This window comes from Micromonospora sp. DT53 (assembly GCF_049841535.1).
Lineage (GTDB): Bacteria > Actinomycetota > Actinomycetes > Mycobacteriales > Micromonosporaceae > Micromonospora.
On the sequence record NZ_JBNCKM010000003.1, the window covers coordinates 102,351 to 129,333 of the forward strand.

Annotated in this window: 23 protein-coding genes; 11 read left to right on the top strand and 12 right to left on the bottom strand. The window is 71.1% G+C overall.

The window, feature by feature from the left end; all coding sequences use genetic code 11:
* Positions 1 to 12: 12 nt before the first annotated feature.
* Together ACLQ3B_RS11885 and ACLQ3B_RS11890 are read left to right on the top strand one after the other, a co-directional pair.
* Positions 13 to 921, top strand: coding sequence for a hypothetical protein (locus ACLQ3B_RS11885; protein ID WP_425780068.1), 909 nt, complete (start codon positions 13 to 15; stop codon positions 919 to 921).
* A gap of 348 nt (positions 922 to 1,269) precedes the next feature.
* On the top strand, positions 1,270 to 1,440 hold the full coding sequence (locus ACLQ3B_RS11890) for a hypothetical protein (RefSeq protein WP_425780070.1): 171 nt from the start codon (positions 1,270 to 1,272) through the stop codon (positions 1,438 to 1,440).
* On the opposite strand, the gene ACLQ3B_RS11895 is transcribed toward ACLQ3B_RS11890, so the two are convergent.
* From ACLQ3B_RS11895 to ACLQ3B_RS11925, 7 genes are all read right to left on the bottom strand, one after another.
* Complete coding sequence (locus ACLQ3B_RS11895; RefSeq protein ID WP_425780072.1) at positions 1,420 to 3,243, bottom strand: HAMP domain-containing sensor histidine kinase; 1,824 nt, start codon at positions 3,241 to 3,243, stop codon at positions 1,420 to 1,422. The two genes, ACLQ3B_RS11890 and ACLQ3B_RS11895, sit on opposite strands and share 21 nt — an antisense overlap.
* The gene (locus tag ACLQ3B_RS11900; protein ID WP_425780073.1) at positions 3,240 to 3,941 is read right to left on the bottom strand and encodes a response regulator; all 702 of its coding nucleotides are present in this window, start codon (positions 3,939 to 3,941) and stop codon (positions 3,240 to 3,242) included. The genes ACLQ3B_RS11895 and ACLQ3B_RS11900 overlap by 4 nt, the downstream gene beginning before the upstream one ends.
* Positions 3,942 to 4,014: 73 nt before the next feature.
* Entirely contained in the window at positions 4,015 to 5,244 is a 1,230-nt protein-coding gene (locus ACLQ3B_RS11905) for an ABC transporter permease (RefSeq protein ID WP_425780075.1), read from the bottom strand.
* The gene (locus ACLQ3B_RS11910) at positions 5,241 to 5,930 is read right to left on the bottom strand and encodes an ABC transporter ATP-binding protein (RefSeq protein ID WP_425780077.1); all 690 of its coding nucleotides are present in this window, start codon (positions 5,928 to 5,930) and stop codon (positions 5,241 to 5,243) included. Before ACLQ3B_RS11910 ends, ACLQ3B_RS11905 begins: the two co-directional genes overlap by 4 nt.
* A complete protein-coding gene (locus tag ACLQ3B_RS11915; RefSeq protein WP_425780079.1) occupies positions 5,927 to 7,126 on the bottom strand; it encodes an efflux RND transporter periplasmic adaptor subunit in 1,200 nt (399 codons plus the stop codon). Before ACLQ3B_RS11915 ends, ACLQ3B_RS11910 begins: the two co-directional genes overlap by 4 nt.
* A gap of 6 nt (positions 7,127 to 7,132) precedes the next feature.
* Positions 7,133 to 7,717, bottom strand: a complete 585-nt coding sequence (locus tag ACLQ3B_RS11920; RefSeq protein WP_425780081.1) for a hypothetical protein — start codon at positions 7,715 to 7,717, stop codon at positions 7,133 to 7,135.
* 65 nt (positions 7,718 to 7,782) lie between these two features.
* A complete protein-coding gene (locus ACLQ3B_RS11925) occupies positions 7,783 to 8,571 on the bottom strand; it encodes a FadR/GntR family transcriptional regulator (protein WP_425780082.1) in 789 nt (262 codons plus the stop codon).
* A gap of 202 nt (positions 8,572 to 8,773) precedes the next feature.
* Between ACLQ3B_RS11925 and manD the strand changes: the two genes are divergently transcribed.
* The 5 genes from manD (at position 8,774) to ACLQ3B_RS11950 (ending at position 13,140) form a co-directional block, all read left to right on the top strand.
* A complete protein-coding gene (gene manD / locus ACLQ3B_RS11930) occupies positions 8,774 to 10,003 on the top strand; it encodes a D-mannonate dehydratase ManD (RefSeq protein WP_425780084.1) in 1,230 nt (409 codons plus the stop codon).
* A 222-nt stretch (positions 10,004 to 10,225) separates the two neighbouring features.
* Complete coding sequence (locus ACLQ3B_RS11935) at positions 10,226 to 10,804, top strand: sigma-70 family RNA polymerase sigma factor (protein WP_425780086.1); 579 nt, start codon at positions 10,226 to 10,228, stop codon at positions 10,802 to 10,804.
* Between the two features lie 17 nt (positions 10,805 to 10,821).
* Positions 10,822 to 11,877, top strand: a complete 1,056-nt coding sequence (locus tag ACLQ3B_RS11940; protein ID WP_425780088.1) for a threonine aldolase family protein — start codon at positions 10,822 to 10,824, stop codon at positions 11,875 to 11,877.
* Positions 11,878 to 11,902: 25 nt separating this feature from the next.
* A complete protein-coding gene (locus tag ACLQ3B_RS11945; protein ID WP_425780090.1) occupies positions 11,903 to 12,601 on the top strand; it encodes an MOSC domain-containing protein in 699 nt (232 codons plus the stop codon).
* A 77-nt stretch (positions 12,602 to 12,678) separates the two neighbouring features.
* Positions 12,679 to 13,140, top strand: a complete 462-nt coding sequence (locus ACLQ3B_RS11950) for a hypothetical protein (protein WP_425780092.1) — start codon at positions 12,679 to 12,681, stop codon at positions 13,138 to 13,140.
* An 81-nt stretch (positions 13,141 to 13,221) separates the two neighbouring features.
* Here the strand turns inward: ACLQ3B_RS11950 and ACLQ3B_RS11955 are convergent, their stop codons facing one another.
* Positions 13,222 to 18,684, bottom strand: a complete 5,463-nt coding sequence (locus ACLQ3B_RS11955; protein WP_425780094.1) for a carboxyl transferase domain-containing protein — start codon at positions 18,682 to 18,684, stop codon at positions 13,222 to 13,224.
* Positions 18,685 to 19,044: 360 nt separating this feature from the next.
* On the opposite strand from ACLQ3B_RS11955, the gene ACLQ3B_RS11960 reads away from it, so the two are divergent.
* Positions 19,045 to 20,301 carry a phosphodiester glycosidase family protein gene (locus ACLQ3B_RS11960; RefSeq protein WP_425780096.1) on the top strand — a complete coding sequence of 419 codons (1,257 nt, stop codon included), beginning with the start codon at positions 19,045 to 19,047 and terminating at the stop codon, positions 20,299 to 20,301.
* A 196-nt stretch (positions 20,302 to 20,497) separates the two neighbouring features.
* Here ACLQ3B_RS11960 and ACLQ3B_RS11965 read toward each other — a convergent pair whose 3' ends face one another.
* Positions 20,498 to 21,571, bottom strand: a complete 1,074-nt coding sequence (locus ACLQ3B_RS11965; RefSeq protein WP_425780098.1) for a hypothetical protein — start codon at positions 21,569 to 21,571, stop codon at positions 20,498 to 20,500.
* Positions 21,572 to 21,884: 313 nt separating this feature from the next.
* Here ACLQ3B_RS11965 and ACLQ3B_RS11970 point away from each other — a divergent pair, with 313 nt between their 5' ends.
* A complete protein-coding gene (locus tag ACLQ3B_RS11970) occupies positions 21,885 to 22,619 on the top strand; it encodes a cellulose binding domain-containing protein (RefSeq protein ID WP_425780100.1) in 735 nt (244 codons plus the stop codon).
* A 55-nt stretch (positions 22,620 to 22,674) separates the two neighbouring features.
* On the opposite strand, the gene ACLQ3B_RS11975 is transcribed toward ACLQ3B_RS11970, so the two are convergent.
* Positions 22,675 to 23,472: an SAM-dependent methyltransferase gene (locus tag ACLQ3B_RS11975; protein ID WP_425780102.1), complete on the bottom strand. Its 798-nt coding sequence runs from the start codon at positions 23,470 to 23,472 to the stop codon at positions 22,675 to 22,677.
* 383 nt (positions 23,473 to 23,855) lie between these two features.
* Here ACLQ3B_RS11975 and ACLQ3B_RS11980 point away from each other — a divergent pair, with 383 nt between their 5' ends.
* Together ACLQ3B_RS11980 and ACLQ3B_RS11985 are read left to right on the top strand one after the other, a co-directional pair.
* Positions 23,856 to 24,389: a flavin reductase family protein gene (locus ACLQ3B_RS11980; RefSeq protein ID WP_425780104.1), complete on the top strand. Its 534-nt coding sequence runs from the start codon at positions 23,856 to 23,858 to the stop codon at positions 24,387 to 24,389.
* Positions 24,390 to 24,585: 196 nt separating this feature from the next.
* Positions 24,586 to 24,951 carry a hypothetical protein gene (locus ACLQ3B_RS11985; RefSeq protein WP_425780106.1) on the top strand — a complete coding sequence of 122 codons (366 nt, stop codon included), beginning with the start codon at positions 24,586 to 24,588 and terminating at the stop codon, positions 24,949 to 24,951.
* 55 nt (positions 24,952 to 25,006) lie between these two features.
* Here ACLQ3B_RS11985 and ACLQ3B_RS11990 read toward each other — a convergent pair whose 3' ends face one another.
* Together ACLQ3B_RS11990 and ACLQ3B_RS11995 are read right to left on the bottom strand one after the other, a co-directional pair.
* Positions 25,007 to 25,663 carry a response regulator gene (locus tag ACLQ3B_RS11990; RefSeq protein WP_425780108.1) on the bottom strand — a complete coding sequence of 219 codons (657 nt, stop codon included), beginning with the start codon at positions 25,661 to 25,663 and terminating at the stop codon, positions 25,007 to 25,009.
* On the bottom strand, positions 25,660 to 26,955 hold the full coding sequence (locus ACLQ3B_RS11995) for a sensor histidine kinase (RefSeq protein ID WP_425780110.1): 1,296 nt from the start codon (positions 26,953 to 26,955) through the stop codon (positions 25,660 to 25,662). Before ACLQ3B_RS11995 ends, ACLQ3B_RS11990 begins: the two co-directional genes overlap by 4 nt.
* Positions 26,956 to 26,983: the final 28 nt, after the last annotated feature.

Here is a 26,983-nt window from a genome sequence, read left to right on the forward strand (position 1 = left end):
CATGATTGCGCCATGGGGAAACAGCAGGACGTCGGCGAGGCCGACCGTCACAGCGGGTCCGGCACCACCGCCCACCGTCCGATCGGTGGCAGCGATGACGCGCGGCTCGCCCTCGCCCAGGACCCCACAACGCCCCAAATGACCCTTATCGACCTGGCTTCCGACCCGTCGGTCCTGGTCCGCAAGGCGGTCGCCTCCCGGGCCGACGCACCAGCGCAGGCCCTGCGACCGCTCACCCGCGACCATGACCGTCAGGTCCGGGAGGCCGTGGCGCGCAACCCCGCCACCTCGATCGCCAACCTGATGCGCCTGGTCAAGGACGCCGACCGGTGGGTCCGCTGGGCGGTCGCCAGCAACCCCGCCTGCGACGAGTCGATCCGCCAGGTCATGTCGGAGACCTCGGACAAGGAGCTTCGCGGTCTCCTCGCGGAGAGTCGGGAGCTGGAGCCGAAGTTGGCAGCCAGGCTGATCGACGACGTCTCACCCGAGGTGCGGGAACGACTCGCCACCCACACCCACGACCCCGACGTGATCACCGCCCTGCTGGCCGATCGCACCGCACGCGTACGCAAGGGCGTTGCCCGCAACCCGCGGACCACCGCCGAGCAGCGCAGCGCGCTCGCCGCGGACCCGGTGGTCGACGTCCGCGCCGCGCTCGTACGGGCCGTCGAGCTGAGCGAGGCGGATCTGACGCGCCTGGTCGACGACCGCGCGGTGCAGGTCCGAATGGCGATGGCGACGTCCGAGTTCGTTCCGCCGCACATCCGCCAGGCGCTCGCCCGCGACGCCGACGAGATGGTGGCCAGCGCGGCACGGGACTACCGCCCGGGATCGGGCAACGCCTCCGCCGTGCGGGCGCCCCGCATCGCGCACCGGCCCTCCGCCGATGCGGGCCGATCGGGTGGCGGCACCTCGCGGTAGCGCGACGGTGGTCGCCTCCTGGCGAGCCTGCTCGGAGCCGGCGGGTCGCCCCCCCCGGGGCGGCGAAGCCGTCGCCTCCCAGGTGGCGGATGCCTCAGTGAGCGTGATGACTCACAGGTATAAATATGCCTCCGAGTCATAACGGCTGTTGCGATGTCGGCTGCCACCGGCATCACGCCCCGTAATCGCCGTCTCCCTCATCGGCCTCGGCGTGGTCCAGGTCGTCGAAGCGACCCGAGTGATGAGTCGTCGCGTCCGCGCCCGTCATACCTGCGACAGGACATGACGAGGCGGAAGGATGACTGCCGGAGCGCCTGCCGGCGGACGGCACGGAGTAGTCCCGATCCGTTGTCGGGGTTCGCCGTGGTGACCGGCTTCTTCTCGGTCGTGGGCGTCGCCACCAGCACCGCCCTCCTCGGGCTGCATCTCGTCGCCGCGGCGGTGATGATCCCCGTCCTGGCACGGAGCCTCCGTACCCGGACCGATCGACGCGCCGCTTCAGCCGTCGAGGCCCGGTAGTCGGATGGTGAAGACCGTGCCCCGACCCGGCTCACTCTCCACCTCGACCGTGCCGCCGTGTGCCTCGGTCAGGTGACGCACGATCGCCAGGCCGAGCCCGCTGCCGCCCGTCACCCGGCTGCGCGACTCGTCGGCCCGCCAGAAACGGTCGAAGATCTTCGGCAGGTCGGCCGGGGCGATGCCGCTGCCGGTGTCCCGTACGGAGATGGTCTGGCCATTCGCGTCGACAGTGACCGAGCCGCCGGACGGGGTGTGCCGGATGGCGTTCGAGATCAAATTGCCGACCACCTGTCGCAGGCGCACCTGATCGGCTCGCACGACCGGATCTCCCACGACTGTGAGTTCCAGGCGCACCCCGGCCGCGAACGCGCTGCCCCGGTGGCTGTCGACCACCTGCGCGAGCACGTCCCGCAGGTCGGTCGGCCGCAGGACGATCCGCAGTGTGCCCGCGTCGGCCGCCGCCAGGTCGCCGAGGTCGTCGATGATGTGCTGGAGCAGCAACGCCTCCTCGTGCAGCAGTGCCAGCAGTTGGGCGTCGGTCGGGGCCAGGTTGTCCTGCGCCGCCTCCAGCCAGATACGAATGTTGCTGAGCGGGGTACGCAGCTCGTGCGCCACGTCGTTGACCATGGTGCGGCGTTGCGCCTCGGCCCGTTCCCGGCGCTCCGCGGAGTCGTTCAGAGCGCGCGCCAACCGGCCGATCTCGTCGCGGGTGGACACCGGGGCAGGCGTGCGCAGTTCGGCCGCCTCGGCGAGGTTGCGCAGCGGCCGCACCAGACGGCGGCCGACCAGCATGGTCGCCGCGACGGTGGCGAGCAGGACCGCGCCGGTGACCGCCACGATCCGTCCGACGCTGCCGCCGGACAGGCTCAGCGTGGTGCGGCCGGTGCCGGGCGCGGTGACGAACAGCAGCGCGCGGGGCGCCACGTACGGTCGGAGTTGGGTCCGGCGCCCTGATTCAATGCAGCCCTGCACGACACCGACCGGTCCGGCCGGCTTGAGCAGTGACGGCGGCTCCACCTTGATCTCCTCGTGCGCGGTCCGGACGACCGCCGACTCGCCGAGATATGCCGCGAAGGTCGGCGTGATGCGCAGCTGGGCGCCGCGGTCGCCCAGGCTGAGGCAGCGGGCGGTCAAGGTGGCAAGCGTCTGGAGTGCCTTCTTCTCGGCCGCACTGACCAGGCTGTCGAGTTCGAACCCGCAGCTCTCGGTCAGGGACCGGGTCAGTGGCCGTTCTGCCTCGGCGCGGACCGCGGTCAGGGTGACGCTCGGGCGACCGGTCTTCGCGGTCTCGATGACGCCGTCGTAGCCCATCTTGTGGTAACAGGTCAGGGTGTTCTTGGCCACCTCGTTCAGCACGTACCGGTCCTCGGTCGGCACGACGTACGGCCCGACGGCTCGGTCGTCGATGTGCTCGGCGCCGCCGGTCAGTCCCAGGTCGACATTGAGCGGATCCACCACCGCCGACGGACGGGTGTTTCGCAGCGCCGGCCCGGCCTGCGAGTCGAGGATGATCTGATGGTCGTCGGTGGTCAGCGTGATGCGGCGGCCCAGCTCGGCGGCCCGCGAGTGCACCAGGGCGGCCGCCCCGGACCAGTCGTGGTGGGTGGCCGCGTAACCGACGAGCGCCTGGTAGACGGCCCTCTGGTCGGCGACCGCGCCGCCCTGCTCGTAGTTGATCGCCCGGGTGGTGGTCGTGGCCGCCAACCAGGCGGTGGCCGAGATCGCGGCCAGCGCGATCACCACGGAGGAGACCAGCAGCCGGGTCACCAGGCTGTGCCGCAGCGGCACCTGGTCCCTGCTCACGGTGTCGGGCCCAGCGTCAGCTTGTAGCCCACACCATGCACGGTGAGTAACTGCTCGGGCCGCCGCGGGTCGGCTTCGATCTTGCGACGTAGGTTCATCACGTGCACGTCGATGGTGCGCTCGGTCGAGCTGCGGTCGAGACCACGGGTATGGTGCAGCAGCTGCGCTCGGGTGAAGACCCGGCCCGGTTGCTCGGACATGGCCGCCAGGATGGCGAACTCGCCGCGGGTGCACTCGATCCGCTCGCCGTCGACAGTCACCTGGTGCCCGATCGGGTCGACGCTGATCCGACCGATCTGCCGGCTGCTCCGGGCCGTGGGCTCGGGCACGCCCCGGGGCGCGCGGCGTAGCAGGGTCTGGGTGCGGGCCACCAGTTCCCGCGGGCTGAACGGTTTGGTCAGGTAGTCGTCGGCGCCGAGTTCCAGCCCGAGCAGCAGGTCGCTCTCCGTGCTGCGGGCGGTGAGCATGAGCACCAGCACGTCCGACTCCTGCCGCAGCGTTCGGCAGACCTGGAGGCCGTCCAGTCCCGGCATCATCACGTCCAGGATCAGCAGGTCCGGCCGGTCCCGGCGGGCGGCGTCCAGCGCCGCCCGCCCATCGTGCACCACGATCGTCTCGTGGCCGGCGGCCACGAGGTAGCGGCGGATACCCTCCGCATGCCGCAGATCGTCGTCAGCGACCAGAACCATCGCGCACATGCCGGCGATGATAGGTCGCCGGTACGGGACGCAGCCGATTCCCGGCCCGACCTGACAGATTCCTAACGACCGCTCACACACTCGACAGTGACTCGGTGGGATCGAGCGAGGCGGCCCGCATCGCTGGATAGACCCCAGCCAAGACCCCGACGACGAGCGCGCCTCCCAGCCCGGCGCCGGCTGCCGCCGGTGGGATGGTCACCGGCCAGTGCTGGAGGGCGGCATAGCCGGCGACGGCCACCGCGCCGGTCAGGACCCCGGCTGCTCCGCCGAGCGCCGACAACACGATCGACTCGGTCACGAACTGGATGCGCACCTGACCCCGGTTCGCGCCGAGGGCCCGGCGCAGGCCGATCTCGCGGCGCCGCTCCAGCACCGAGATGTACATCGTGTTGGCCACCCCGATGCCGCCGACGAGCAACGCGATCCCGGCCAGCCCGAGCAGCAGTGAGCTGTAGGTCTGCCGCACCGCCTGCTTGGCGGCTAGCCCGTCCGAGGGGCGACTGACAAGTACGTCGCTCGGATGCTCCGGGTTGGCGGTGGCGGCCAGCACGGAGCGCACCGCCACCACCTGGGCGTCGGTGGTCTGCACATAGATCCGGGTCGGGTGGCCGTCGAAGCGTAGCCAGCGGTTGGCCGCCTCCCAGCCGATCATCGCCGAGCGGTCGATCTCGGGCGCGAGTGCCACCGGGTCGAGGATGCCGATCACGCTGAACCGCTTCCCGCCAAGGTGGACCTGGACCGGCTGGGCGAGGTCGACGGCGGTGAAGCCGAGCCGCTGTGCGGCGACCGAGCCGAGGACCACCGTCGGCAGGCGTTCCATCGCGGAGTCCAGGAAACGGCCGGAGCGCACCCGGCCGTCGATCGCCGCGAGCAGGTTCGCCCTGGTGGCGACAACCGCGATGGCGTTGTAGTCGCCGGCGCCGGTCCGGTCGGAGCGGGCGACGTTCAGTCCGAAGTCACCTGTCGCGCTCGCCACCGTGACCGGCGCGATCCGGGACACCATGTCCACCGACTCGACGGGCAGCTTGACCGGTGGCTCGTGGTTCGGCGCCGGTGTGACCTGCAGTCGGTTGGTGCCCAGGGCGGCCAGCTTCTCCTCCAGAGCCCGCTGGCTCGACGCGGGAATCCCGGTCACCAGGACCAGGGTGGCGATGCCGATGGCGATGCCGAGGGCCGACAGCGCGGCCCGCGCCTTGCGCGTGCGGATGCCGAGCAGACCCAGACCGATCAGGTCGGCCGGGGCCAGACGGACCGGTGCGGCGTCCCGGTCCACTCTCGCCGCTCGACGGGTACGCCTCATGCCTGCGCTCCGCTCGACGTGGAGTCGGACACCAGGCGGCCGTCCAGGATGCGGATCTGTCGGGGCACCCGGGCGGCCACCTCGTGATCGTGAGTGATCAGCGCGATCGTGGTTCCGCCCCGGTTCAGTTCGGTCAGCAGGTCGAGTACGGCCGAGCCGGTGGCCACGTCGAGCGCCCCGGTCGGCTCGTCGGCCAACACCAGCGCGGGCCGGTTGACAAGCGCCCGGGCGATCGCCACCCGTTGGCGTTCGCCGCCCGAGAGCGCCTGCGGGTGGTGGTCGGCGCGGTGAGCCAGGCCGACCCGGTCCAGCGCCGCCACGGCCAGCGCCCGGCGGTGCCGGCGGTGCACACCGGCGTAGAGCAGGCCGGTCGCCACGTTCTCGGTCGCGCTCAGCCCATCGGTGAGGTGGAACTGCTGGAACACGAAGCCCAGCCAGCGGCCGCGCAGGCTGGACAGTTGCCGGTCGGACATGGTGGTGACGTCACGCCCGCCGATGAGCACTCGGCCCTCGGTAGGCCGGTCCAGCGTGCCCATGATGTTGAGGAGGGTGGACTTTCCGGACCCGGATGGCCCCAGGATGGCCACGAACTCGCCCGCGTCGATCCGTAACGAGACGTCGCGCAGCGCCGTCACGTCCTCGCCGTAGCGCCGGCTGGCGTTACCGATCTCCAGCACCGTGGTCACGACGTCGTCACCACCCTGGTGCCGGCGGTGATGCCGGCGCCGGTGATCTGCACCATGCCGTCGGCGAACATGCCCACCTTCACCGCGGTCAGGGCGCCGTCGGAGATCTGTACGCCGTAGCCGCCGCCGCTGAGCGCGAGCAGTGCGCCGACCGGGACGGCGAGTACGTCGTGCTCGGTGGTGCCGGTGAACCGGACCTCGACGGTGGCCGAGCTGATGTTCTGGATCGCCGAGGCCTTGTCCACCGCGATGACGACCTGTACCTTGGGGCCCTCCGCGCCCGGGTCGCCGTCGTCCGACGGGCCCGCCTGGATGTTGCTGCTCACCGAGTTGACGGTGCCGCTGGTGTGCGAGCTGTCCGGGAGAGTGATCTGCACCTTCTGCCCAGCACGGATGTCGTCGGCCCGGCTCACGTCGATCTCGACGGACACCGCCTTGGTCTGATCGCTGATCGCCATCAGGTTGCCGGTGGCGTCGTCGCCGAGGTGCGCCGAGGCCGCTCCCACCCGCACCGCACCGGGCAGCACCAGAATGTCGCCGAGTGTCACGGTGCCGGTCGCCGGACGTATCTCCCTGGCCGCCTGCCAGCGTCGCACGGCGTCCTTGAGCGACCGGGTGAAGACGGCGTCCTTGCTGGTCACGGTGGTCTGGTACGCCCCCGTGCCGGAGGCTGACGGCGTCGAGTCCGGCTTGGTTGCCTCCCCGTTCGCACCCTTGTCGTTCGCGGCCGGTGTCGGCCCGCCCTGGACGGTCACCCGGGTTCCCGGCGCGGGTTGGGACCCGATCCGGTAACCGAGCGCCCGGAGGTTGTCGGCCAGCACTCGGACGTCGCGGCCGACCATGCCGACGGTGTCGATGTCGCGGAACATCGGCGACGACCCGTAGAAGAGGGTCACCGGCCGGTCGCCGGCCCGATACAGAACGTCGCCCCGGGCAATGGTGCTGCCCGGCTGTGGCAGCCAGGTGAGCACCCCGGGCGCGACGCCGCGCAGAGCGCGCTGCTTGCGGTAGCCGACCGTGCCGCTCTCGCTCCAGTAGTCGGAGAGGTCGGTCCGGACCACTTCGGCCGTGGCCACCGTGGACGCGGCCGACTGGCCGGCCGGGGGGTCCTGGCCGGCCCAGACGTGGATGCCGAAGCCCACGCCGCCCAGCGCGATCGCGCCGATGATGATGGTGATGAGGGTTCTCGTCCGCACGGTCGGCTACTTCTTCGTGAAGGCCGAGATCTCGCACTGACGCTGGATCTCCAGTCCCGCGTCGCTGTTCGCCTTTGCGAGGTTGGCCTTGGTCTCCGGCGCCACCCAGATGCTGGCGCTGTCGGTGCCGTCCTGCCGGATCTCCATCGACAGGCCCTGGTTCCGGAGGCACTGCAACTGCTCGCGGAGGTCGTCGGCGAAGGTCGGGTTCTGATGAGGGTCGAGCTCCGGAGCGCCCAGCGGCTCCTTGTCGGCGCACGCGTCCACGGCGGGTTGGTATTTCTTCTGGTCCATCTTGTAACTGAGCAGCGGGCCGCCGTTTCCGTCCTTCCCTGGCGCCGACGGCACACCGTGCTGCGTCCAGCAGGCGTAGTAGGCGTCGTAGAGGCGGTCGATCTCCTGCTTGGTCGCACCGAGGGGAAGTTGACGATCGGCGCCGCTGATCGAGCCGGCCGGGCCGGCACTCGCCGACGTGGTCGCGCCCGGGATCTCGGCCACCTGCGGCCCCGACGCCTCCGGGTCGCCGCCGCAGGCCGCGAGCGACAGCAGCAGGACCGCCAGACCCGTCATCTGCACACGTACTTTTCGCATGCCGGCCAGCCTGGTCGCCGGATGTCAGCTATTCGTTAGGTACGCGCAGAGTTCTGGGGCTCCGGTCATCGGGTGGCCGGCGGACCGTCGTCCGCGCTTCGGTCGGGCAGGGCGGTCTGCTCCCACAGCGACCTCATCTCGTCGAAGGCGTGCTCCATCAGCTGCACCATGGCCTGCCGGGCGCGCTCACCGTCGCGCCGCTGGATCGCCTGGGCGACGTCGGCGTGCATCTGGAGGGCCTGTGCATGTGGGTGGTGCGGCATGAGGTGGTGCTTGTGCCGGCCGGTGAGCACCTCCGCGACCAGCTCTTGAAGCCGGACGAACATCTCGTTGCCGGAGGCGAGCAGGACGCGCCGATGGAACTCGATGTCGAGGTGCAGGAAGTGCTCCTCGTCGCCGGCCTCGCCGGCCGCCCACATCCTCGCCGCCAGCCCGACGAGGTCGCTCGCCTCGTCGCGACCGATCCGGTTGGCGGCCAGGAGGGCCGCGTGCGGCTCGACGGCGGTGCGCAGCTCGGTGATCGAGCGGAGTTGGGCGATCCGGCCGGCCGAGGCGAGCCGCCAGCGGATCACCTGCGGGTCGAAGACGTCCCATGCGCTCGCCGGCCGGATCATCACCCCCACCCGTCGGCGCGCCTCGATGAATCCGATCGAGGCCAGCACCCTCAGCACCTCGCGAACGACCGAGCGGGACACGGCGTACCTGTCGACCAGCTCGTCGATGTTGAGGACCGACCCGGGTGCCAGCTCACCGCCGCAGATGGCGGTGCCGAGGTGTTCGAGGACGCGGGCGTGGAGCCCGGACTCGGCGGGAGGGTCCGGGGCGGGTGCAACCTCGGGTGCGGACGATTCCACGCAAAGATCCTATCATTTGCATTTACCTATTGATGTAATCCGCTTTTTCGGCCTAGCATCCCGACATTAAGCGGATGTAACACACCGGGGGTGCGGACTGCGGACAAGCGCGGGCAGGCCTGGCGCAGCCCGACCTGGTGGCACCCCCGACGGCTCCTACGCGGGCTGGTGAGACCCCGACCGCAAGAACGAAAGGCATCCCGTGAAGATCATCGCCGCGGACATCATCGTGTCCAGCCCCGACCGGAACTTCGTCACCCTCAAGATCACCACCGATGAGGGCATCACCGGTCTGGGCGACGCCACGCTCAACGGCCGTGAGCTCTCCGTCGCCTCGTACCTGCGCGACCACGTCGCCCCGTTGCTGATGGGGCGGGACCCGCACCGGATCGAGGACACCTGGCAGTTCCTGTACCGATCGGCGTACTGGCGGCGTGGCCCGGTCACCATGGCCGCCATCGCCGCCGTGGACGTGGCGCTCTGGGACATCTTGGCCAAGGCCGCCGGCATGCCGCTGTACCAACTGCTGGGCGGCGCGTCCCGCACCGGCATCATGGCGTACGGGCACGCGTCGGGACGGGACATCCCCGAGCTGTTCGACTCGATCCGCCGCCACCTCGACGAGGGCTTCCGGTCGATCCGGGTGCAGACCTCGGTGCCGGGGATCACCGCGGTGTACGGCGTGGCCGCGCAGCCCAGCTCCACCGGCCAGCGCTACGACTACGAGCCCGCGCAGCGCACCCCGCTGCCCGTCGAGGAGGACTGGGACACCCGCGCGTACCTGCGCCACCTACCGTCGGTCTTCGAGGCGGTGCGCGGCGAGTTCGGCCCGGAGTTGCCGCTGCTGCACGACGGTCACCACCGGATGACCCCGATCCAGGCCGCCAAGCTCGGCAAGGCCCTCGAACCGTACGACCTGTTCTGGCTGGAGGACTGCACCCCGGCCGAGAACCAGGAGGCACTGCGGTTGGTCCGCCAGCACACCACCACCCCGCTGGCCATCGGCGAGGTCTTCAACACGGTCTGGGACTACCAGACCCTGATCCGGGAGCAGTTGATCGACTACGTCCGGTCCGCGGTCACCCACACCGGCGGCATCACCGCCATGCGCAAACTGCTCGACTTCGCCGCCCAGTACCAGATCAAGTCCGGTATCCACGGCCCCACCGACATCTCCCCGGTGGGTATGGCCGCGGCGCTGCACCTGGACCTGGCCATCCACAACTTCGGGATCCAGGAGTACATGAAGCACACCCCGCTGGCCAACGAGGTGTTCCGGCAGTCGTTCACCTTCACCGACGGTTACCTGCACCCGGGCGACCAGCCGGGGATCGGGGTGGAGCTGGACGAGGAGGCGGCGGCCCGGTTCCCGTACGAGCCGGCGTACCTGCCCTTCAACCGGCTCAAGGACGGCACGGTTCACGACTGGTGAGCGGCGCGGCGCCCGGCCCACCCGGCACGTCGTGGTGCCGGCCCGGTCCGTGCCGGCAGCGGTTGTCGGCAGCTCGGACATCCGCGAGATCAGTCGAAAGGGGGAACCCCGGGAACTTTTCCGGGCCGGCCGGCGACCACCAGAGTGCGCGGCCGATCGGCGGCGTTCCGACGACGGCATCTCGGCATGAGGGAGCGCCCGTGGCACACAGGACGGTGGTCGGTGCGGAACGGCGTCGCTGACGACGATCAGGTGACCCGGTGGGCGCGGGAGGCGGGCCAGGGTGACCGGCAGGCCGCCACGGCGTTCATCCGGGCACTACAGGACCAGGTCTGGCGGTTCCTGTCGCACCTGGCCGGGCCGGGGGAGGCCGACGACCTGACCCAGGAGACGTTCCTGCGGGCATTTCGCAACCTGCCTGGTTTCGCGGGCCGCTCGTCGGCCCGTACCTGGGTGTTCACGATCGCCAGGCGCGTTGCCGTTGATCATGTCCGGACGGCGGTGGCCCGGCCGAGGATGGCGTCGGTGCCGGACTGGCAGGCGGCGGCCGAGGCCGCCGGTGCGATCACGGTCGGCACCGACGAGGGTGTGACCCTGCACCAGCTGATCGCCGGCCTGACCCGGGAGCGCCGGGAGGCGTTCGTCGCCACCCAGGTGCTCGGCCTGTCCTACGCCGAGGCGGCGGAGGTCTGCCAGTGCCCCGTCGGCACGATCCGTTCCCGGGTCGCCCGCGCGCGCGAGGATCTCGTCGCCGCCTGGCAGGCCGACACCGATCCGAGCCACGAGCGACGAACCGGCTGAGGGTGGATACTGCCGCAATGAGTGTGCGGCGTTCCCTGTTTCTGCACTCGAACCTGCGTCGCCTGCCGTACGACATGCTGCGGTCGATGCTGGCTCAGGTAGACCCGGCCACGCCGCCGCACGGACCGGACGGGCCGGTGGCCGCGCTCGAACGGCGCGTGGCATCCCTGCTCGGCACGGACGAAGCCCTGTTCTTCCCGTCCGGGACGATGGCGCAGCAGGTGGCCCTGCGCATCCACGCCGACCGGCGCGGCAGGCGGGCCTTCGCCGCTCACCCGCAGTGTCACCTGGAGGTCTGGGAGCAGCAGGGGTACGCCGTCGTGCACGGGCTGCGCTTCCAGCCCGTCGGCGACCGCCACCGGCTGATGACCCTGGCCGATCTCGCCGCCGTCGCCGAACCGCTCGCGGCGGTGCTCTGGGAGTTGCCGCAACGAGACATCGGGGGACTGCTGCCGGAGTGGGACGACCTCGTCGCCCAGACCACGGCGACGCGTGAGCACGGTGCCGCCATCCACCTCGACGGCGCCCGCCTGTGGGAGGCGCAGACGTACTACCAGCGGCCGTTCGCCGAGATCGCCGCGCTGTTCGACACCGTGTACGTCTCGTTCTACAAGGGACTGCAGGGCGTCGGCGGCGCCGCGCTCGCCGGAGACGCCGCCCTCGTGGCCGAAGCCCGGGTGTGGCGCCGCCGGCTCGGCGGAGACGTCTACGACGCCTGGCCGCTGGCCCTCACCGCGCTGCACGGCCTGGACACCCTGCTGCCCCGACTGCCGGCGCACCGGGAGCACGCGGTGGCGATCGCGGCGGCCATCAACGCCGACGGTGTGGCCCGCGCCTTCCCGGACCCGCCGCAGACGCCCCTGTTCCACGTTCACCTTCCCGTCGGCCCGGATGCCGCGATGCGGGCCGCCGCCCTGCTCGCCGCGGAGGGGGCGGAGCTGTTCGGCCGCGTACGGTCCGCGCCGGCTCCAGACCGGTGCTCGTTCGAGGTGAGCGTCGGCGAGAACGCGATGGCGCTCACCCCTGGCGAGGTCGTCACGCTCATCCACGAACTGCTGCGGCGGGCCACCTGACGTGGTGGGTGTGCGGGATACCGAGATGAGGGTGGCCGAGATCCGTCGATTCCCGATCAAGTCTCTGCTCGGTGAGCAACTGGCCGCAGTCGACATCACTGAGCGAGGGCTTGCTGACGATCGGCGGTGGGCGTGCCGTGATCGTGACGGGAAACTGGGCAGTGGCAAGAACACACGCCGATTCCGACGCATGCCTGGCCTGCTCGATCTTCGGAGCCATCTCGCTGGCAGCGTTCCGACGGTAGAACTACCAGACGGACGAACGTTCGCCGCCGACAGTCCCGCCGGCCACGCGGCTGTCAGTCTGGCCCTCGGCCGGGACGTCACGATCGAGCCGGAGGCCGACGTGCCACACCACGACGAAGGACCGGTGAGCGTGATAACCACGGCCGCGCTCCGCGCGCTCGCCACCGTGATTGGTGAGCCGGTCGCACAGGCCAGGTTTCGCGCGAATCTGCTCATCGACGTGCCCGGCGCAGGCTTCCCTGAGGATGACTGGCTCCATCATGACCTGCGGCTTGCTTCGGGGGCGGTACTTCGCCCGAGCGCACCGCAGACCCGCTGCGCCATGATCGACATGGCGCAAGGCGAGGTGCCCCTGCACGGCGGTCTCCTCAAGGCGATCGCCGAGCATCACGCGATGACGTTCGGCCTCTGGGCGACCGTTGTCCGGCCCGGTCGTATCGCCGTCGGCGACACCGCCACCCTTGCTCCTGCGGGTTGACCCGGGGTCGCGAGGTCCAGGGGGCGAGGTGGTAGCGGGACGGGTTCGAGCCACGAGCGCTGGCTAGGATCACGCCGGTGAACACCGAACCCCTCAACGTCGCCGGCGTAGCCGGCCCGATCGTCGTCACCACCAAGGCTGTCTGGGGCCACCCTGCCGTCACCGTCGGCGGAGTGCCGGCTCCCCGGACGGGCAAACGCTTCGCGCTGCCGACGGTGGACGGTGGTGTCGTCCAGGCCACGCTACGCAGCACCATCGCCGACCCGTACCCGACGCTGGAGGTCAACGGTGTGCGGCACCGGACCGGGCCCGTCACGCCGATCCTCCTGCGCATCCTGGCGCTGCTGCCGTTCCTGCTGCTCACCGTCGGCGGCATCCTGGGCGGGCTGGTCGGGGCGTTGGGCGTCGTGGCGAACCTGACAATTGTCCGCACCCGGATGGCGACCGCCGTCAAGGCGCTCGCCATGGTCGGCGTCGGTATCGGCACCGTCGTCGTCTGGCTCGTCATCGCCGTCGCCCTGAACGCGGCGCTCAGCTAGACCTCGCAGCACATCCCCCTACGGTCAGCACCACCGGTCGACGACCGGTGGTGCTGACGTTGTTCGGGCGTACCGGACGCGCTAACCCAGGCGGGTCTCGATGGCCTCGATGATGCGCGGACGCAGCTCGGCGGCGCGGATGACGGCGTCCACCGAGCCGACCTCGACGGCGCGGTGGATGTTGTGCACCCGGTCGAACTCCGCGGCCACCTCACTGAGTTTCTCCGCACGCACCGACGAGCGCAGCTCGTCGAGTTCCGCGGTCAGCGCGGCGCGTTCGGTGCCAGCCGAGGCGGCGGTGCGGGCCTCCAGGTCCCGTACCCGCGGGTCGGACGCCGTACGGGCGTTGACGTCGGCGGAGAACACCACGGCGGCGGCCGGTGCGCCACCGAGTACCGACGCGAACGAACCCTCCAGTGCCAGCACCGTCATGTTCGGGTTCAGTGCCTTCGAGAACACCACGAACGCACCACCGTGGTAGCGCGAGATCACGCAGAAGACGATGGGTCCCCGGAAGTTCACGATCGCCCGGCCGATCTCGGCGCCGTACTCCAGTTGCAGCTTGCGCATCGACTCCGGCGAGCCGTCGAAGCCGGACAGGTTCGCCAGCACGACGAGCGGCCGGTTGCCGCTGGCCGCGTTGATCGCCCGCGCGGCCTTCTTCGACGAGCGGGGGAACAGCGTGCCCGCCGTGTAGGTGTCCGGACCGTCGGTGGGCGGGAAGCCGTGCCGTGGCACCGACCGGGACTCGATGCCGAGCAGGCAGACCGGGATGCCACCGAGGTGGACGTCCTGCACGACAGCGGTGTCCGCGTCCGCCATGCCGGCCCAGCGCTCCAGCACCGGGTGGTCCTGGTCGGAGAGGGCCCGCATCACCGTCCGGATGTCGAACGGCTTCTTGCGGTCCGGGTTGGTCTCGACGGAGAAGATCTCCCCGACGGTGGCGAAGGCGCTGTCCGCCACGTTGTGCGGGAAGGTGGAGATGTCACGGTCGGCCGGGTCGGTGGTGACGGCCCGCCGGGGCGCGTCCTCGCCGGGCGCCACGTACGTGTGGTCGTAGTGCGCCATCACCACGTCCCGTGCGGCAGTCAGGTTCGGCGCCCAGTACTGCGCCTGCCCGTTCGGCCCCATCACCCGGTCGTAGCCGCCGATGCCGAAGTTGTCCTCAGCCGACACCCCACCGGAGAAGTCGAGGGACTGCTTGCCGGTGAGCACCATCGCCGAGTCGGGCGTCATCACCAGGATGCCCTTGGTGTGCATGAGCATCGTCGCCTCGGCGTTCCAGTACGGCTGCGCGCCGACGTTGATGCCCGCGACGACGATGTTGATCTCACCGCCGGCCTGGGTGAACTCGACGATCCGCTTGAGCGCCGCCGCAACCCAGTCCATGTTCTCCGTACCGGAGGTCATCGAGATCCGCGCCCCGGCGGACAGCGCCCACCACTCCAGCGGCACCTGCATCCGCTCGGCCAGATCCAGGGCGGCGATCACCCGCCGGCACTCCGGCTCGGACAGGGCGCCCAGCGACTTCGTCGGGTCGCCGAGCAGCACCACCCTGGTGACACCCTGCGGGTAGCGCTCCGTCGGGGTCGTGACCACCCCGGCCACGATGGCGGCGCTGTTGCGCCCCTTCGGCCGGTCCACCGGCACCAGCACATGGTCGGTGTCGAGGTCGTGCTCGACGAAGTCACCGAGCCGACCGGTCAGCTCGTACGGGTACACGGTGTTGCGGCTGCTGGCCCGCAGCACCTTGAGCCGGTACTCGTCGAGCGGCTCGATCGGCTCGACCGGCGGCTCCCCGACGGCCAACTCGGCGCCGCCCGCGGCATCGAACGAGATCCGTACGGCGATCTTGGTCAGCTCGCCGGTCCGGCGGTCGCGCTGCCGCGCGATGAACAGGATCTCCTCCAGGCCGGCGCCCGCGGTCGTCGGGCGGACACGCCCGGCGATCATCTCCATCTCCTCGCGAGTCAGCTCACTCGGCGGCCACACGTAGACCACGATCCGGTTGGTGTTGAAGCGCGTCTTCGACGGCCGCCGCGACTGGGCGCGGCGGATCGAGTCGAGGCAGGTGGCGATGGCGTCCTCGGCCGTCGGCAGCGCGACCAGGCGGCCGTCCTGCTCGCGAAGCTCGGTCAGGTCACGCACCTGCGCGAACGCCACGAGGCGCTCGTCGGCCCGGTTCTCCCGCGCCACGCACTGGAAGAGGTAGACCTCCTCGTCCGACGACGGCAGCCGGGTCAGGTCGAACTTGTGCAACCGCTCCAGCTGCATCCGCTGCGCGATGTACGGGTGCAGCCCGCGGATCAGCCGGTCCTCGGTCATCTGGGCGCCCGCCGGGCGGAAGGTGAAGTGGTGGTGCATCACCGACCCGCCGCGGCCCGCGACGGTGGTGGTCACCCGACGGACCTGGGCCGGCAGCGGGTGCGCGGCGATGACCTCGGCCAGCGCGGCCGCCATCGCGTCGAAGTCCTCCGGCTGGTTCTCCCAGCCGAGGTAGATGTCGGCGTCCACGGAGTCCTCGCCGGTGGCCAGCTCGGCCAGCCCACGCAGGGCGCTGCCCAGCGCGTCGAAGCTCACCGCGGCGGAGACCACGCTCGAGTCGGCGCGCTCGGCGACCACGAACGTGCAGTCCGCGACCTGGCGGGTACGCACGCTGGTGAGCGCCCGGTTGCCGTAGTACCGCCGGGTCAGCACCTCCAACATGACCGCGTTGTCGAGGTGGTCGCGGACGAGCCGCTGGCCGAGCAGCCGAACCAGAGGCTCGGTGCTGCGTACCATCTCGGCGATGCGCTCGGCGCGGTCTGCCGCGTCCGGGTGCGCGTCCAGGTGCCGCAGGTGCCCACGGACCTCGGCGTAGACGCGGGCGCGGTTGCGGCGCAGCAGCGGCTGGGCGAACCAGGCGAACACCACGCCACGGGCGAGGTCCGCGACCACGGGGAAGCGCACCTGCGTCGCGGCGATCAGCCGCTCCAGCGCGAGGCCGGCCGGCTCGCGCAGCGTCTCGTCCGGCGGGGTCTCCCGCAGCCAGGCGCGCAGCAGCGTCGCGATGACCTGCGCGTCCGCGGACGCGCGCTGCTGGGCGAGGAAGATCCGGAAGACGGCGGCTTCGAGGGCGGGGGAGCGGTCCAGGTCGGTGACGCCGTACCGGCCGAGCGCCTTGCCGAGCCTGGTCTGGAAGGCGTCCGGCAGCCCGGCCCGCTCGACGTCGAGGCTCTGCAGGTAGGTGTGGAAGTACTCCCGGGCGCTGTGCACGTGCGCGGCGCCGCCGTCCTCGCCGGTCGGCCGGTTGCGGCTCAGTTCGGCGAGATCGGCGAACACCTCGATGAGGTCGAGTTCGGCGGCCAGGGGTCGCTGACCGTCCTCGATGGCCGCCTGCCGGGCGGTGAGGTACCCGTCGAGCACCCGATTGTCGTCGTGCGGGTCGACGTCGAAGCCGAGCAGCAGACCGCGCAGGTCCTCCTGACCGCGCCTGGTGCGCTCGTACGCCGGGATGTCCGCGGCGGCGGTGGGCAGGTCCAGTTCGACGGTTTCGCCGGTGGGGTCGTCCGCGGTCTCCTCGGCGTCGTCCGCGAGCGGCTCCAGGCGCAGCAGCGGCGCGCCGGCCTCCACCTGGCTGCCCACCGAGACGGCGCACTCCTTCAGCCGCGCCTTGAACGGCGCCCGCAGCACCGTCTCCATCTTCATCGCTTCCAACACCAGCACCGGCGCGCCGGCCTCGACCTCGGCGCCGACCTCCAGTGGCGTGGCGACGACGAGCGCGGGCATCGGGGAGCGCAGGACGCCGCCCTCGTCCCGGCTGACCCGGTGTGTCACGCCGTCCACCTCGACCAGGTGGGTCGGCCCGTACGTGCCGGTGAGCAGGCGGTAGCGGATGCCGTTGACGACGATCTGACCGGTGTGCCTGTCGAAGCGGTCGAGTTCGACGTCGGCGGTGCGCACGACGGGGCCGGTCTCGATGCCGACCCGGAACCGGTGCGCGCCTACCCGCGCCACTCGTGTGCGGTAACCGACGCCGCGCAGCTTGAGGTCCAATGGTCGACCGCTGGCGTGCTGCACCTGCGGACGTCCGCCGGCCGCCGTCGACAGCAGCCGCTGCCGCTCGACGCGCTCCTCCTCCTCGTACGCCTCGATGGCGGCGGCCGCCAGGGCGACCGCGGAGTGGCGGTGCGTGACGAGCCGGCCCTCGCCGCGGACGCGGTCGATCCAGCCGGTGTCCGCGCTGGCGTCGATCACCTCGGGCTGGTCGAGCAGGTCGAGCACGAAGCTCTTGTTCGTCGCCCCGCCTTCGATGATCACCGTGGTGTTCGCCATCGCCCGGCGCAGCTTGCCGAGCGCCTCGTCGCGGTCGCGGCCGTACGCGATGATCTTCGCGATCATCGAGTCGAAGTCGGCCGGGATGGTGTCGCCCTCGCTGACGCCGGTGTCGACCCGGATGCCGGGGCCACTGGGCAGGTCCAGCCGGGCGATGCGGCCGGGTGACGGCGCGAAGTCGCGGTCGGGGTCCTCGGCGTTGAGCCGCGCCTCGATGGCGTGCCCGCGCTCGGCCGGCGGCGCACCTTCGAGGCGTCCGCCGGAGGCGACGTGCAGCTGCGCCTTGACCAGGTCGAACCCGGTGGTCAGCTCGGTGATCGGGTGCTCGACCTGGAGGCGGGTGTTGACCTCGAGGAACGCGAACAGCCGGTCACCCGGGTGGTAGAGGAACTCGACGGTCGCCGCGCCGCGGTAACCGACCGCCACGGCCAGCCGCTCGGCCGACGTCTTCAGTTCGGCGGCCTGCGCCGGGTCGAGCACCGGCGACGCGGACTCCTCGATGACCTTCTGGTTGCGTCGCTGCACCGAGCAGTCGCGGACGCCGAGTGCCCACGCGGTGCCCTGCCCGTCGGCGATCACCTGGACCTCGACGTGCCGGGCCCCGGTGACCAGGCGCTCCAGGAACACGATGCCGCTGCCGAACGCCCGTGCCGCCTCCTGGCTGGTGCGCTCGTACGCGTCGACCAGCTCGGCCTCGTTCCTGATCACGCGGATGCCGCGCCCGCCGCCGCCGGCGGTCGCCTTCAGCATCAGCGGGTAGCCGACCTCGGCCGCCGAGGCCCTGGCGGCGTCCAGGGTTTCGACGGCGCCGCGGCTCCACGGCGCGACCGGCACGCCGACCTTCTCGGCGATCAGCTTCGAGCCGATCTTGTCACCGAGTTGGCGCATGGCGTCCGGGCTCGGCCCGACGAAGGTGACACCGATCTTCTCGCACAGCTCGGCGAACGCCGGATCCTCGGCGACGAAGCCCCAGCCGACCCACGCGGCGTCGGCCCCGGTCTCGGTCAGGGCGCGCTCCAGCACTGCCAGGTTGAGGTACGGGCGGGCGGAGGCCGGGCCGAGATCGTAGGCGATGTCCGCTTCGCGGACGAATGTGGCGTTGCGGTCGACATCGGTGTAGAGAGCCACGGTTTCGAGCTGGATGCCGGTCTCCGCGGCCAGCTCGCGGACCGCGTGGATGAGCCGCATGGCGGCTTCACCACGGTTGACGATGGCGACACGGTTGAACACCCGAAGAACCCCTTAGCTAGACCTCGACCTGCGTGCCGAGAGACGACGGCTCCCAGCAGTGATCACCTTTCCGCGTGGCGGCGGCCAGCGCTATGGCGCAACCACCGAACCCACAGTCCCTCAGTTGTAGGAAGTGCACAAAACTTTTTGGCGCCCCCGGGGGGCCAAGCCGACCTGATCGCCCGGCCCCGGCTGCTCCGGCAGTTGATCAAGACGGTACGGGCGGTTCACGTCCGCAGCCTTCCGCGTTCACCCCCGGGTGATCGGCTGGCCAGGTAGATCATCGCTGGTCCGGTCAAGCGCCGACCCGGCTCGACCATCCCGGCCCCAGGCCAGGAACGCATCAGGATAGGAGCGGCAATGAGGTCACCGCACCTCGTAAGCCCACGTCTGGCGCTGCTGCTCGCGGCGGGGCTGACCACGCTCGTGACGCCGGCCGGCGTCGCCCACGCCGCGACCGCCACGGTACCCGCGACGGACAACCCGATCACCATCACCTCGACCGAGCAACTCGCCCCGGGCGTCACCTACGGCTCGTTCGAGGTGACCACGCCCCGGGGCGTCACCGTCGGTTACCTGCTCGCGGCCGACCTCAAGAAGAACAAGGTCTCCCTGGGCCTGCTGCACCCCGACGCGGTGGCGCAGCGCAAGGTCGTCTCGGCGATGACGAACGAGCAGGGCGCCGTCGCCGGCGTCAACGGCGACTTCTTCAACAACAGCGAGACGCACGTCGGCGTCACCCCGACCTACTCGTCGTCCGGTCCGGAGATCGCCGACGGCGAGGAGCTGAAGTTCGCGGTGCCGACAGCTCAGCGTTTCGGCCCCGCCCTCGCTCCCGGCACCTCGACCCGGGACGTGTTCGGCGTCGGCGTGAACGGCAAGGCGCGCGTCGACACTCTGAGCCTCGACGGCGAGGTGCGCAGCAGGAAGGGCACGATCGCGCTGGGCGGCCTCAACCAGTACGCGCTCCCGGTCGACGGCGTCGGCCTGTTCACCGCCGACTGGGGGACCGCCTCCCGGGTCCGGTCCACCTGCGGCACCGACACGAACCGCAGCGACCCGTGCAGCACCCACACCTATGAGGTGACCATCCGCGACGGCGTGGTCACCACGGTGGGTCAGACGCCCGGTGCCGGCGCGATCCCGGCCGACACCCAGGTGCTCGTCGGCCGGGAGGCCGGCGCGGACGCGCTCGACGACCTCGCCGTCGGCGACCGGGTGCAGGTGCGCGAGAAGCTCGTCTCCGTCGGCAATCCGAAGCTGACCTTCGCGGTCGGTGGCGCTCCGATCCTGCGCGACGGTGCGCCGCTGGCCGGTCTGGACACCAAGACCGCAGCGGTACGCAGCGCGGCCGGTGCCAGCCGCGACGGTCGGACCGTGTACCTGGTCGCCCTGGCTGGCCGCGCCCCGGCCAGCGCCGGGTTCACGATCGCCGAACTGGCCGACCTGATGCGCTCGCTCGGCGCGGACGCCGCCGTGAACCTCGACGGCGGTGGTTCGAGCACGGTCGCCGTCCGCGAGCCGGGCCAGGCCGCGGCCACCGCCCGCAACAGCCCATCCGACGGTACGGAGCGCGCGGTCGCCAACGGTATCGGCATCTTCGTGGGCCGGCGCTGATCGGCCGACCTCGCTCGGATTCGCCCCGCCCGGTGTCCTCGGGCGGGGTGAATCCGCGTCCTGCCCCGGGGGAGTCGGATCATCGACGACGCCCACCGGGGCCTCTCGGTGGCCGGCGGTGAGAGCGACCGGGTGCGGGTCGAGTTGTCTCCCCGGTGACAGACCAGGGCGGTCCAACCCCGGGGAGACGGAGGCGTCAGTCGACGGTCGGCGGAGCCGTCCTGGCCGCCTCGGCGAGCGCAGCCGCCGCGCCGGCGTACGGGTTGTAGCTGTAGGTGCGTGCAAGGCCGGTCGGCACCGTGAAGTACGCGCTCGAGAGCTTCGCCGGGTCGCTGGCGATCTCGCCTCGCGCGAGGGTGTCGTTGCCGTCGTCCCAGCCCCAGGGTGCGTTGGCCGAGTTGGTCGAACAGCTCCAGGTGCCGACGCCGCAGTCACCGGACGTGTCACCGGCGAACGTGCCCAGGCTGGCGAACAGGCTCGCGTTGGAGCGCTGCGCCCACAGGCCGCCAGCGGCGAAGATGTCGATCAGCTGATACCGCACGTCGCGGTCGTTGCCGCTGCTCGGCGTCTCGGCGACGGTCGACGGGTAGTAGACCAGGCCGTCGCCGTTGATGTCGTACTGCGGGTGGGCCTTGAGGCCGTGGCCCTGCGCCTCCTGCGCCGTCACCGGGTGCTGGAACGCGTCGTGCGGTGACGCCTGGAACCGCAGGGTGCCGTCGATGCTCTCCCCGCCGCTGGTCCAGGTGCTGCCGGTCGGCGTGTAGGAGAAGAAGTCACTGTGCGCGACCGTGACGGCTGAGCGGAGAACCCCGTACGTCGAGCCGTCGCGCTCGATCGCGAACAGCGCGCCCTCACCGTCGTTCTCGTGTTCGGTCTCGAAGAACGGGTGGTCGGTCCAGTCGCGAGGGTGGAAGAAGAAGTACGTGATGTACCAGTGGGTGCTCGTCTCCAGGACGGAGTAGTACGCGTGGGCGGCGAGCGAGGCCCCAGCCTGCCCGGTGTGGTCCCAGTTGTTGCGTCCGTCCAGGTCGCCGTCGAGGTCGACCCGGGTGAGGTAGTCCGACTGGCCGCTCAGGGCGTGGCTGCCGGTGGCGTCCACGTCCTGGTAGTGGATGGGCGCCCAGCGGAGGGCCAGCTCGGCCCGGCTGACGGCGGCGTCGGCGGGGGTCGGTGCGGCCAGCGCGGCAACCGCCAGCGCCGTGGCGGCGCCTGCCGCGATCAGTGCCCGCACCACCCGGGGTTGCCGGGTCGTGCTGCTTGCGTCGAGCATGGTGTGCTCCCGTGTCCGAATGAATAGACCGTAATGAATCATTCGGGGCTCGGGCGCCCGGCGGGTGTCCCTGCGGCGACGAGAAAGCGGACGATGCTCGACAGGATCGGGATCGGGTTGTATCGATGTTCGTCGACTGCCATGCTGTGGTTCGGTCGTGCTCGGGGAGCCAGCGCGCACCAGATCCTCCGGTCCGCGGGGCGCGCGAGGTGGCCCTGTCACCCGTGCCGGGCAGCCTCGTCGGCGACCGGAACCCGAGCGCGGCACCGGCCACCACCTCGGTCATCGGTGCCCGGTAACCACGGAGGTACCGATGCTTCGCATGTTCCTCGCTGTCACGACCATGGCGCTGGCCGCCTGGACCGGGACGGCCACCGCTACCGAGGCGACGCCCACCCCCACCCTGTCGGCCACGCCGTCGCCGTCGCCGACCCTCACCTGCCCGCCGGCTCTGCCGATCACCGGGAGCGTCGCCGCGGTCACCACTACGAGCGTGACCATCTCGTACTCGATCTTCTTCCGGCCGCCCTGCGGTTACGACCCGCCGATGACCATCAGCCTCTTTGCCAGCCGCGAGGACGCCCAACAGTGGCGGACGCCGGTGGCCGAGGCCGTCTCGGGGCCGGAGCGCACCGGCACGGTGACCATCGGGGGTCTGACACCCGACACGGAGTACTGGTACCGGTTCAGCGACCCTGACGGTAAGCGCGACCCATACGTGATCTGGTCGGCGCGGACCGCCTCGCTGAGCTCGTGCCGCGCGACGGCCACGATCGACGCCCGCTGGGGCGGTGGTTTCGTCGCGACGGTCACGGTCCGCAACACCGGGACGCTGCCGCTGGACCAGTGGCACGTCTCCTGGCGGTGGTCCGGTGACGAGCGGGTCCAGGCGGCCTGGGGTGGGGTGGTCGAGACGGTCGGCGCCGACGTCACCGTCCGCAACGCCTCCTACAACGGGGCGCTGGCGCTGGACGGGGCGACCACGTTCGGAATGCTCGTGGCGACCAGCGCGGTGCCCGACGGTCTGACCCTGGCCTGCGCGCGGTGAACGACGTCCGCCCCGCTCCGGCGCGATGGCGGGAGCGGGGCGGACGTCGTGTCGGTCAGGGTTTGCGGGCGACCGCGCCGTAGGCGTCGATCCCGACGGCGTCGGGATCCTCCGGTCGCCAGCGGGGGATCGGCACCAGGCCCGGCTCCACAATCGTCAACCCCTCGAAGCAACTCTCGAGCTGTTCCGGGCTACGCAGGATGTACGGGACCCCGCCGCTCTGCGCCAGCCGGTCGGCGCCGGTGACCACCGCCGGGCTGGTGTCGGTGCCGTCCCAGAGCACCAGGTGGGAGCCGGACGGCACCGCGTCCATCGTGCGCCCGACGATCGAGCGCACCACGTCCAGGTCGGGCTCGTAGCCCATCACGCCCATGTACATGACGGCGATGGGCTGGTCGAAGTCGAGCGTCTGCGCGGCCTCGGCGAGGATCTTCTCCGGGTCGTGGTAGTCGGCCGGAACGTAGGTGGTGACACCCTCCGACGTCGTGCTGGCCAGCAGTGCCCGCGCGTGCACCAGCACCATCGGGTCGTTGTCCACGTAGACGATCCGCGAGTCGGGCGCGACGCCCTGGGCGACCGCGTGCGTGTTCTGCATGGTGGGCAGGCCGGTGCCGATGTCCAGGAACTGCCGGATGCCCGCCTCGGCCGCGAGGTAACGCACGGCCCGCACCAGGAACACGCGCGACTGCTGTGCCATGAGGACGATCTCCGGGTAGACCTCGGCGACAGCGTCGCCGGCCGCCCGGTCGGACTGGAAGTTGTCCTTGCCGCCCATCCAGTAGTTCCAGATCCGTGCCGCGTGCGGCACGTCGGGCTGAAGCTTCGCGGCGAGTTCGGGGTCCGGGCCGGCCATGCCAGGCTCCTATCGAGGGGTCGTCAGCTGGAGGTCACCACAGCGGTACGCCCGGGATCGTACTCCGCAGGTGTCCACTCTCGACGCCTGGTGGGTGGCCGATGGCGCTTCGCCCCACCCGGGGGCTTGAAATCCTACCGTGTTGGTAGGAAAATCGTCCGCATGCCGCCCGTTCGGATGTTCACCTCCCGCCGGGTCGTCGACCTGATGCGGGTCGCCGCGCAGCTCTGTCCGGGCGCGCCCATCCCCGCCTGAACGGGCCTTCCAGCCCTCGCCTGCCCGTGTCCGCCGCCGGCCCCCGCCGCCGGCGCGGCACCGGTATCCCCGCACCCGCCAGCGCGGAGGCGCACCCCGTCGCGGACCAGACCTCCGGGAGGATCGCCATGACCCAGTCCACCGACGCCCCGATCGACGCCGACAGCGACACGTTGCGGACGTTGCTGCGCCACCAGGCCAGCACCGTCACCGTGGTCACCGCTCCCGGCTCGCCGGGGGTCGGCTTCACCGCCACCTCGTTCACCTTGGTGTCGCTGGCGCCGCCGATCGTCTCGTTCTGTCTGAACCTCGGGTCGTCGAGCTGGCCCGCGGTCGCCCGTGCCCGCCACGTGGCCGTGCACCTCCTCGCCCACCATCAGCAGGAGCTGGCCCGGACCTTCGCGACCAGCGGCATCGACCGCTTCGCGACACCCACCCGCTGGCGGGTCGGTCCGGAAGGGGTGCCGATCCTCGACGACACCCTGGCCTGGCTCCTCTGCCGGGTCGTTGACCGGGTGACCGTCGGCGACCACGCCGTGGTGCTGGCCGAGCCGGAGGTGCTCCGACACGCCGACGTCGGCTCTCCCCTGCTCTACCACCGGGGGCGCTACGCCGGGCTGGCCGGCGACCAGCCCGCGGCGTCCCGTCGATCCGCCGCCTGAGCGGCACCGTCGCCCGCCCAGTCGGGCTGAGGAGGTTCACCGTGCGCGCGATCGTCGTCGCTCTGGTAGACCCGCACCGGAGGTCTGTTCGGAGTTGTGCGGGCCTGTTCGAGGTGGTTCCGGCAGGCAGCGCGCTCGTCCAGGCTGAAGCCGGAGCCGGGTGCTCCACCGGACAGTCGACGGCAGGGAGAGATCGATGAAGTTGCTCAGAACGCTGGCCATCTCGGGCGCGATGGTCGCGGCGCTGGTGACGGGAACGGCGGCCCCGGCGAGCGCCGACGCCTACTCGTACAACGGTTACGGGTCGGTCAATTTCGAGAGCGCGGGGGACTACATCGTCCTCACTCACTACACCTACGACCCCTATCCGGGCCACTACGCCTCCTACGGCGAGTGGTACACCGACTACGGCCGGACGGGTATCTGCGGCGACAACATAGGTGGCCGGGTCGCGTGCAACGAGAACGTGGCGGAGAAGCACTGGATCACGATTCGGGTGTGTACCCGCTACGGGGTGTTCGACAACGTCACGTGCGGCGCCTGGGCGACCTCCCGCACCTGACCGAAACCGGGGTCCGGTCGGTGACAGCCGTGCCCGCCGCGCCGAGGCGCGGCTGTCACCGTTGGACCACCCCGTTCTGGTACGCCCACACGACGGTCTGCAGCCGGTCCCGTGCACCGATCTTGGCCATGGCCCGCCCGAGGTGCGACTTGACCGTGCTGGTCTCGATGAAGAGCTGCTCGGCGATCTCGACGTTCGACAGGCCCTTCGCGAGAAACTCCACGATCTCGGTCTCCCGCGCGGTCAGCTGGTGCGCGGCCGCCGCGTCGGAGCGGGGAGCGGGCGTACGCCTGGCGAACTCCGAGATCACCCGACGGGTGACGGCCTGGTCGACGAGCCCGTACCCGCTCGCCAGGCGGCGGATCGCCTCGATCAGGTCCTCGGGCTCACTGTCCTTGAGGATGAACCCGCTGGCGCCGGATTCCAACGCGCCGAAGACGTACTCGTCGAGGTCGAAGGTCGTCACGACAAGCACCGCCGGTGGCGTTCCGAGCGCGTCGGCGACGATCTGCCGGGTCGCGGTGAGCCCGTCGCCGTGCGGCATCCGGACGTCCATGCAGATGACGTCCGGTTGCAGCCGGCGGGCCAGCTCGACCGCGGCGGATCCGTTCGACGCCTCCGCCACCACCTCGATCTCGCCGGTCTGCTCCAGGATGACGCGGAAACCGGCACGGACGACCGCCTGATCGTCGACGAGCATCACTCTGATCATGCCGGGGCCTCTTCCTTCGGCCGCGAGGTGGCGGGACCGTTCGTCGGGAGTGTGGCGGCGACGGACCAGCCGCCGGCAGTCGTCGGGCCGGCCGAGAACGTCGCCCCGATCAGCTGGGCGCGCTCGCGCATGCCCACCAGGCCGACCCCACCGGTCCGCGCCGCCGGTACGACTCGCGGCGCGGCGGCGTCGTTCACCACCTCCAGCGACACCGAGCGGGGTTCGAAGCGGAGCACCACCCGCGCCGCAGCGCCCGGGGCGTGCTGGCGGGCGTTGCTGAGCGACTCCTGCGCGATCCGGTAGAGCGCGACGTCGGCGATCGGCGACACCTCGCGCTGCTCGCCCTCCCGGACGAGCTCCACCGGGCCGGCGAGGTCGCCCGCGGTGCGGACGAGGTCGTCGAGCATGCCCAGACCCCGCACCGGCGCGGCGCCGTCGCCGCCCTCGTGCCCCGGCCTGCCGCGCAGCACACCGACGACCAGCCGCAGGTTGTCCAGGGTCTCCTTGCCCTGGCTTCGGATCCAGGCCACGCCGGCCTTCGCGGCCGCCGGGTCCCTGTCGATCAGTCGCTCGACCGCCGCCGCCTGCACGACCATGCCGGAGAGGTGGTGGGCCGCGACGTCGTGCAACTCTCGGGCCATCCGGGAGCGCTCCGCGCCGATCGCCGCCTGGACCTTCGTGCGCTGCTCCCGGATCGCCTCGTCCGCCCGCAGCCGGACCAACTCGACGTAGCGCCGGTAGGTGGCCACGTAGCCGCCGACGACTGTCGCCCCGGCGTGGGTCAGGGCGCTCGCCGAGACGTACGCGACGGCCGTCAGCAGATCCGGGGTCACCACGACGGCCGCCCCGATCGACTCCACCACCACGACCGCGCCGACGGCCAGCAGCGCACGGCGAACCGGCAGCAACGACCCGACGGTGTACGCCACGACGAACGGTGCGATGCCCCGGATGGTCGCCTCGGGCAGGGAGAAGCCGATGATGGGCAGTTGGAGGCCGACGACGAGCGCGAGGCAGAGCAGGGGCCGGACCCGACGCAGGCACAGCAGCATCGCCTGCGCGCAGCAGATGGCGACGAGCAGCCAGGCCCGCGTCGGCTCGAACGACACCCCGTCCTCCGGTGTCACGAACCAGAACAGCGCCGTCAGCAGTACGAACGTCAGGACGGTCAGCGTCGCGGCCAGCAGGCAGTCCCGTGCGAACACTCCGGTAACCCCGAGCCGGGTGAGCCGTCCGTCGAGCCACCTCGTCAGTCGCGGTGTGTCCGGTTCGGTGTCGCTGTGGTCCCTCATGCGGTGCGCATCCTTGCTCGTCGCTGGT

Coding starts and splice junctions, on each gene's coding strand:
- ACLQ3B_RS11885 (WP_425780068.1), top strand. CDS start 13: ATGGGGAAACAGCAGGACGTCGGCGAGGCCGACCGTCACAGCGGGTCC.
- ACLQ3B_RS11900 (WP_425780073.1), bottom strand. CDS start 3,941: ATGTGCGCGATGGTTCTGGTCGCTGACGACGATCTGCGGCATGCGGAG.
- ACLQ3B_RS11905 (WP_425780075.1), bottom strand. CDS start 5,244: ATGAGGCGTACCCGTCGAGCGGCGAGAGTGGACCGGGACGCCGCACCG.
- ACLQ3B_RS11920 (WP_425780081.1), bottom strand. CDS start 7,717: ATGCGAAAAGTACGTGTGCAGATGACGGGTCTGGCGGTCCTGCTGCTG.
- ACLQ3B_RS11940 (WP_425780088.1), top strand. CDS start 10,822: ATGAGTGTGCGGCGTTCCCTGTTTCTGCACTCGAACCTGCGTCGCCTG.
- ACLQ3B_RS11945 (WP_425780090.1), top strand. CDS start 11,903: ATGAGGGTGGCCGAGATCCGTCGATTCCCGATCAAGTCTCTGCTCGGT.
- ACLQ3B_RS11960 (WP_425780096.1), top strand. CDS start 19,045: ATGAGGTCACCGCACCTCGTAAGCCCACGTCTGGCGCTGCTGCTCGCG.
- ACLQ3B_RS11965 (WP_425780098.1), bottom strand. CDS start 21,571: ATGCTCGACGCAAGCAGCACGACCCGGCAACCCCGGGTGGTGCGGGCA.
- ACLQ3B_RS11970 (WP_425780100.1), top strand. CDS start 21,885: ATGCTTCGCATGTTCCTCGCTGTCACGACCATGGCGCTGGCCGCCTGG.
- ACLQ3B_RS11975 (WP_425780102.1), bottom strand. CDS start 23,472: ATGGCCGGCCCGGACCCCGAACTCGCCGCGAAGCTTCAGCCCGACGTG.
- ACLQ3B_RS11980 (WP_425780104.1), top strand. CDS start 23,856: ATGACCCAGTCCACCGACGCCCCGATCGACGCCGACAGCGACACGTTG.
- ACLQ3B_RS11985 (WP_425780106.1), top strand. CDS start 24,586: ATGAAGTTGCTCAGAACGCTGGCCATCTCGGGCGCGATGGTCGCGGCG.
- ACLQ3B_RS11990 (WP_425780108.1), bottom strand. CDS start 25,663: ATGATCAGAGTGATGCTCGTCGACGATCAGGCGGTCGTCCGTGCCGGT.
- ACLQ3B_RS11995 (WP_425780110.1), bottom strand. CDS start 26,955: ATGAGGGACCACAGCGACACCGAACCGGACACACCGCGACTGACGAGG.